This window comes from Pseudomonas sp. NBRC 111119 (assembly GCF_001320125.1).
GTDB classification, from domain to species: Bacteria; Pseudomonadota; Gammaproteobacteria; order Pseudomonadales; family Pseudomonadaceae; genus Aquipseudomonas; species Aquipseudomonas parafulva.
Genome location: NZ_BCAV01000071.1, coordinates 37,575 through 44,255 on the forward strand (window position 1 = coordinate 37,575; position 6,681 = coordinate 44,255).

Consider the following 6,681-nt stretch of genomic DNA (forward strand, 5'->3'; position numbering starts at 1 on the left):
AGGTTGAAACATGAGCAACACGGCAGACGATCTCGGTAGGTGCGACAGCCTACGCAAGACATGGCAGTTGGTCAGCTTCTGGGGCCTGCCTGCCGTCGTGGCGACGATAGCGATTGTTCTGTCTAATCGACGCCCCGCGTTGTTCCTGGCAGCAGGCGCCGCGCTGGCCGTGATGGGCGGCGCCTGCCTGGTCAACGCCACGCGTTGTCGCCGCCTTCACTGCTACATAACGGGGCCTCACTTCCTGTTGCTCGCAGTTGGTGCGCTATTGGCTTATGTGTTTGACCAAAACGGCGAGCATCTCTCCAGGTTGTGGCTGCTACTGGCTCTGGGAGCTGCACCGTTGCTCATCTGGCTACCTGAGCGCCTAGCCGGAAGGAAATATCTGAGCGCCCCAGTTTGCGGTGAAGGTCGGGAGTGTCGGCGATGAATGCCTACTCCATATCCAGATTGGCCGAGGACGCGGGCGTCAGTGTCCATATAGTCCGAGATTATATGCTGCGCGGCTTGCTGCACCCCGCGCGGCGCACGGAAAGCGGTTACGGCATTTTCGATGAGCGGTCCCTGGCGCGGCTGTGCTTCGTACGTGCCGCCTTTGAGTCCGGTATCGGGCTCGACGAATTGGCGCGGCTCTGTCGAGCGCTCGATGCAGACGATAGTACCGATGTGATCGGGTGTATCGACCGCTTGCTTGGGCAAATCGCGACCCGGCTGGCAGCTTTAGACGCAGTGAAAACGGAGTTGGCCGGGCTGACTCATCGTGCCATCGAAGGTCACACCCATGCGTAATACCAACCAATCCGAATCAATCAAGATGCCCCGCTGGCACGCCTACACGTGGGGTGTGCTCGCCGCGCTCACTTGCCCCTGCCATCTGCCGGTGCTGGCATTACTGCTCTCGGGGACTGCGGCCGGGGCCTTCGTCAGCGAGCATTGGAGCCTCGCGACGCTCGTGCTGACGGTTCTCTTCGTCCTCTTCCTGAGAGCGGCTCTACGGGCCTTTCGGAAGCGGGCGTGACCCGCTCGGAGCACGGCGCGGTCTCCGCTGCCGAGTTGCGGCAGGCTTGGGAGCGTTGGGAATTGTTGCTGCACTGCCAGCCGCAGGTCGATCTGCGCGCAGGTTCGATCGCAGGTGTGGAAGAGTTACTAGGTTTTCTTGGACGATGGAGAAACCCCATCATGAACGCAAACGACACCCCCACTATCAGTTGCTGCGAATGTTGCAAGGAAATTTCCCTTGACGCCGCACTGACGCCGGAAGGTACCGAGTACGTCGTGCACTTCTGTGGCCTTGAATGCTATCAGCGCTTCATATCGCGCGCGGATAAGAGAGCGGCATCCGAGCCTGATCTGTAGTGGTCTAATGAAACCGGACACTCATTTAGGCGAGAATGCTCGCCATATCGAGGTGTCAGATGACCAAGCAACGTCGTGTCTTTTCCGCTGAATTCAAACGCGAGGCTGCTGACCTCGTACTCAAACAAAATTACAGCTGCATCGAAGCCAGTCGTTCACTCGGCATTGGCGAGTCGGCCCTGCGCCGTTGGGTCAGTCAGCTTCTGCAGGAACGCACAGGCGTCACCCCGCAGAGCAAGGCGCTCACCCCAGAGCAGCAAAAGATCCAGGAACTGGAAGCCCGAATCGCCCGTCTTGAACGAGAGAAATCGATATTAAAAAAGGCTACCGCGCTCTTGATGTCGGAAGATCTCGAGCGTTCGCACTGATCCATCAGCTAAGCGCCCATGAACCTGTTGACTGCTTGTGCGAGGTGTTCGAAATCACCCGTTCGACTTACTACGCCCATCACCTCAGGCGGCGTTCTCCGGGCGTTGAGAGAATTCGATTACGCAGTCGAGTCAACGAACTGTTCACCCAGAGCCGAAACGCTGCTGGCAGCCGAAGTATCGTGTCGATGATGCAGGATGATGGCGAGCAGATCGGGCGTTTCAAGGTGCGAGGCTTGATGCGGGAACTGGGGTTGATCAGCAAGCAGCCTGGCTCGCATGCCTACAAAAAAGCAACGGTCGAGCGGCCTGACATTCCAAATACACTGAATCGTAAATTCGATGTTCCCGAGCCAAACAAGGTTTGGTGCGGTGACATCACCTACATCTGGGCGCAAGGGAAATGGCACTACCTGGCCGTGGTTATGGATCTCTATGCTCGCCGGATAGTGGGCTGGGCGTTATCAGGAAACCCGGATGCTGACTTGGTCACCAAAGCACTGGATATGGCCTATGAGCAACGCGGGAAGCCTCAAGGGCTGCTGTTTCATTCGGATCAGGGATCGCAATATGGAAGTCGCCACTTCCGTCAGCGTCTGTGGCGGTACCGCATCAGCCAGAGCATGAGTCGCCGGGGCAATTGCTACGACAACTCGCCGATGGAGCGAGTATTTCGCAGCTTGAAAACCGAGTGGATACCTTCAGTGGGTTATATGTCGGTTCAGCAGGCACAACGAGACATCAGTCATTATTTGATGCATCGCTACAACTGGATACGGCCTCATCAATTTAATGGCGGGCTAACGCCGGCTCAGGCCGAGAAAAAACTTAACGTCGTGTCCGGGATTAGTTGACCACTACAATCACCCCTGCACACCAGAGGTCAGTACCCGTCACGACGACTAATCTTTGCCTCTGGAAAGTGGCTCTGGTTTTTTTTAGAAAGCGTGAGTCCATTGAGATTTAATGCAAGTCCGCTCGTGGCTAATGTAAGCCCGAAGGCTTCGTCAGTAGTTTTATCTAGGCCGATGCCCGGGAGGATGGCAGCGTGCCTACAGGGCGTCAAAACCGGCTACCCAGAGTCAAATTCACCCCACAGTACAGCGATGCTATAGAGTTACTCGTCAGTCCTGCAGCATCAGTTTTACTCTGCACCTCCATTGTATTCAGTCTGCCGGCAGCCCATTTGCACGAATAGTCTAGTCCTGATAGTCAGGAGCAAGCGCTGCCAAAGGAGCAACGTGTTTAGAACCCGCCTGCAAGCATGAACATAAAGCAGAAATATCCTCTTGAAGGGCCATCGCCTGCGCCCAAATACTGTCGACATCACTGGTAGCCACAGTGAGGGGGAAACCTTCCAGTACCGTCATGGCCATGCCATGCAGGCGTAGGAAGTCTTCTCGAATGCTGCCGACCCCTCCGATTTCAGCAAGGCAGGCATCCAGCCGGTCGACCAAGTTGAGCAACTGAGCGGTGTCGTAGCTTGCACGCAGAGAGTCGAGTACCTTGGTATCGACGTCCCCATAAGGTGTCACGCGGAACGAAGCTGGCGGGATATGCATCAGTTCGTCACCTCAACGTTGCTGTCAGACATCTGTTTCGCACGCATTGATCCCGCAGCCTGCTGGAAAATGGAATCCTTGATCCAGGGTTCCGGTGGGCGTTTGAGTTTCAGGTTGAACTCCCCAAAACGTTTGACATTGCTGGTTAGGTAGGGGCTGAGAAACGATACGTCGTCGTCAGTGAACTGCCAGCCATCACGGGCGAGCTTCTGCAGGATGCGCATCATGTCCACGGTGTTCTGCAGGATCACCGACGAGGCCACCATGTCGTTGTAGCGCAGGCGTTTCTGTTGCTCGTCCGGATCGTTTTCGGCGATCACGTCACCGCCAAAGGACAGCCACTTAGAGAAGCCGTTGTAGGACTCGATCTTATTGGTGTTGGCGGTGACTTCCTGGCGCAACTCGCGGCTGCCGATCCAGTTGAGTAGGAAGATCGTCCGGATCACACTGCCCAGCGCTTGCGCGGCATGATAGAGCTTGTTGCGCCGACTGTAGGAGCCAAGTTTGCGCAGCAGCATAGGTGAGGAAATCTTGCCGGCCTGGATTGACAACGCGACCTGCATCAGATCCTGCCAGTGGGTTTCGATCAGGTGCCAGTCGGCGGTGTCGGTGAACAGACGGTTGATGTGTTTATACGAAACGCCGCGATCTGGCCGGCACATCACCAGGTCGCGCCAGTTGCGGATACGCGGCATCAGATTGATGCCCAGCAGATGAGTGAAGGCGAACACCGTGGCCGACTGGCCCTGGGTGTCAGAGTACACCGTATCGGGTTCGACGCTGAGGTCGACCTTGAGCAACCCCTCAATCACATAGATTGCCTCCCAGATACCAGGCGGGATGAAGTGCTGGAACACCGCGATGTAGTTATTGGCCACGTGTCGGTACGCCACGGCCCCCATCTTGCGATAGCGGAAGTGGTAGCCGGCCAGCAGATTGTCGTCATAGAAGTCGAACTGCGTACCGTCCGCGGCCACCGCCTTGCCATCGCCCCAGAGCTTGGGCAGGTCAAGTTGCAGATAGAGTTCCACCAGCTCGCGGTTAGCCTTGTCTAACTTCTCAAGCGAGAGATGGCGGCGATTCGTATAGGACAGCATGTGCGGCGTGACATTACCGGCCAGATGCCGTGCGGCCTGGTTGGGGCCAAGGTTGCAGCCCATGGCGAAGATCGTCATCAGGTAGCGCTCGGCCGGTTCTTTGAGCTTTGGCTCGTTGCCGGACATCGGCCCGAAATGCCGAGTGAACTGAATCCAATGCTCAATGTTGGCCATGATGTCGAGCACGTGCCTGGCCGGCATGCGCTGCATAAGCGCCGTCTGTAGCGAGATGGCCGAAGGCGGGATGTCCCGCGCTATCACTCGGCGTAGCACCGGTTCGCCGGCTTCATTGATCGATACGTCACCTCGGCAAGAAGGGAATTTTTCATCCAGATGCTGCGCGGTTTCCTCCAGCTGAATCTTGAGGGAGGCGACAAACTCCTTCGCCGTGCCAGGCAGCCCCACCTTTTCGCAGTAGGCCGGTAGACGATGGAAACATTCTTCCCAGGGCAGCAACTGCTTACGGTAGTCGGCGAAAGATTCCGACCCCAGCACGCACATATCACCCGAGCGCAGCTCACTGGCCAGGTAAGAGAACACGCAGACTTCCAGATAGCGCCGGTTGGTAGGTGGCCCTTCACTGGCAGGACGACGCACGACCTTAACCCAGCGCTCCGACGCAAACGACAAGTCGACATGCTCGTCGATCCACTCGCGGTGTAGATTTTCGCTGTCCTGGATGAGCTGAAGCGCCTGGATAAGTGAGCGATCCTGAGTCGTGGGTTCCAGTTGAAGAAGGTGGCTCAGACGGAACAACAGCGAGCGATGGGACTTGAAGTGCTTCCAGATCAGCGGCAGGTAGTTGTTACCGCCCGTAGCCTGGACTTCGGCGCAAGTCTCGCGCAACCGATCCAGGTTGCCATCGGGAGAGAGGAATTCCCGGATCAGACTGCCAGCCTCCTGGTCATCCGGTTCCTGAACAAGAATCTGCACCACGCCATCCAGGGTGGCCGCCAGTTGCTCCAGCTTCTGGCGTTGCCGCGCCTGGATTTGCTCCAACTCCTCCTTGGCGCGTTTGTGGATCGTCGAAATCCGTCGGATGAACATCTCGGCCAGGTGATCCCGAGTTCGCACCCGCATCCGATAGATCAAGGCCAGCATCAGTGTGTAGCGTTTCGGCAGCGAGCAGTCCTTCAGCTCGGCGACGTCCGACGCGGCGGCTTGGGTGGCGAAGTGGCGGATCTTAGCATCGACGACCCCCTCAAGAATGGCATCCAGATCTCCGAAGCTCTCTAACCACGCCAGGTGGTCGATCAACACCTCCAGGTGCTTGCGGGAAGGCTTCTTGGGTGCCTGCTTGAGTGCGTTGAAGTCACTCTGCCGACGCCCGAAATCCGTGTCGAGCAGCTCCTTTAGCTTGTAGATCACCTCGATTGGCGCTCGGAGCACGATCAGGTTGAAGGTAACTTCCTGAGCACTCGCCAAAGCGGTTTCTGCGATGTTGTTGAGCGTCGAATAAGCCGGAAGCTCATAGCCACGCTGAATCAGCTCATCAAGCATGGCATTAATGAGATCGACTCGCTGCTCAAGCACTACAGCGCAGTCACGTGCGATTTCCTCAGTGATCGCTAGCCCGTCGCTGCTATAGAAGGGTGTAACCTGCAGGTACTGCCGAACCGCCGCTTGGTGTCGGTAAAGGGTGCGGGGGTTGCTGTAGCGCGGAGCTATTCGTGCGCCGTAGCGAAGGCATTGTCGGACATGACTGATGAGCTCCTGAGGAAGCTCCTCGAACGGAACAAAATAGTGTAGCTGCTGAAACACCTTTAGTTGGATTGCCAGCCCAATCGATAGCGCTGGACTCTTAGCGGTGTTATTGACCCATTCGATCTCTGAATCAGACAGGGAATAGCATCGATGCAGCTCCTTAGCTGGCAACTGACTGGGCAAGAGCGGGTAGGCTGTCCTTTCCACCGAAGCCATTGAGTTCATCCCCCAAGTAAGGCAAAACATCAGCATAGACGGCTAGTCAGGCGGGGGATGACCAGCAATCAAGAACTCAATAAATTTCCTTTTAGTTCAATATCTTGCAGAACGAATGTCCTAATTTTTGCCTTATCTCGGCATAACCCCGATGAGCTGTGCGACAGATTTGCTACTAGGAGGTTTCCAGGGAGCTAAATTCCAGGATCGACATCGAGGGACTCCTGTGAGGCCCGGAGCGCGTGGCTTGGAGCGTTTGCTTGCTTGGTGGTGCTGGGCTTTATGGGCCACAGGGTGCGTGTATTTCAGATGAGAACTGTGGCTCGTTGAGCGTTGAAAATACGGAAAGTGTCCTGATTATGGGGTTCGCCGTGTGCG

Annotated in this window: 6 protein-coding genes and 1 pseudogene; 5 read left to right on the plus strand and 2 right to left on the minus strand. The window is 56.6% G+C overall.

Features of this window, described 5'->3' with window-relative positions:
• Positions 1–10: 10 nt before the first annotated feature.
• From APH25_RS23510 to APH25_RS25320, 5 genes and pseudogenes are all read left to right on the plus strand, one after another.
• Positions 11–430 (plus strand): hypothetical protein, encoded by a 420-nt coding sequence (locus APH25_RS23510; RefSeq protein WP_017849615.1) that lies wholly within the window; start codon positions 11–13, stop codon positions 428–430.
• Entirely contained in the window at positions 427–789 is a 363-nt protein-coding gene (gene merD / locus APH25_RS23515; RefSeq protein ID WP_017849614.1) for a mercuric resistance transcriptional repressor MerD, read from the plus strand. Before APH25_RS23510 ends, merD begins: the two co-directional genes overlap by 4 nt.
• Complete coding sequence (gene merE, locus APH25_RS23520) at positions 782–1,018, plus strand: broad-spectrum mercury transporter MerE (protein ID WP_017849613.1); 237 nt, start codon at positions 782–784, stop codon at positions 1,016–1,018. Before merD ends, merE begins: the two co-directional genes overlap by 8 nt.
• Before the next feature lie 134 nt (positions 1,019–1,152).
• Positions 1,153–1,356: pseudogene (locus APH25_RS26355) on the plus strand (DUF3330 domain-containing protein); the annotation flags it as partial.
• Between the two features lie 59 nt (positions 1,357–1,415).
• Positions 1,416–2,578, plus strand: a protein-coding gene (locus APH25_RS25320; protein WP_087148787.1) for an IS3 family transposase whose coding sequence is annotated in 2 segments (ribosomal slippage) — positions 1,416–1,671 and positions 1,671–2,578 — 1,164 coding nt in all. Because the reading frame shifts where the segments join, the coding sequence is not laid out codon by codon here.
• A gap of 345 nt (positions 2,579–2,923) precedes the next feature.
• On the opposite strand, the gene tnpC is transcribed toward APH25_RS25320, so the two are convergent.
• On the minus strand, positions 2,924–3,286 hold the full coding sequence (gene tnpC, locus APH25_RS23540; protein WP_017849612.1) for a Tn3 family transposase post-transcriptional regulator TnpC: 363 nt from the start codon (positions 3,284–3,286) through the stop codon (positions 2,924–2,926).
• Entirely contained in the window at positions 3,286–6,303 is a 3,018-nt protein-coding gene (locus APH25_RS23545) for a Tn3 family transposase (RefSeq protein WP_026140367.1), read from the minus strand. The genes tnpC and APH25_RS23545 overlap by 1 nt, the downstream gene beginning before the upstream one ends.
• Positions 6,304–6,681 lie beyond the last annotated feature (378 nt).

Bases quoted from the DNA above. Each gene is read 5' to 3' on its own strand.
- merD (WP_017849614.1), top strand. From the start codon at position 427: ATGAATGCCTACTCCATATCCAGATTGGCCGAGGACGCGGGCGTCAGT.
- APH25_RS23510 (WP_017849615.1), top strand. From the start codon at position 11: ATGAGCAACACGGCAGACGATCTCGGTAGGTGCGACAGCCTACGCAAG.
- merE (WP_017849613.1), top strand. From the start codon at position 782: ATGCGTAATACCAACCAATCCGAATCAATCAAGATGCCCCGCTGGCAC.
- tnpC (WP_017849612.1), bottom strand. From the start codon at position 3,286: ATGCATATCCCGCCAGCTTCGTTCCGCGTGACACCTTATGGGGACGTC.
- APH25_RS23545 (WP_026140367.1), bottom strand. From the start codon at position 6,303: ATGGCTTCGGTGGAAAGGACAGCCTACCCGCTCTTGCCCAGTCAGTTG.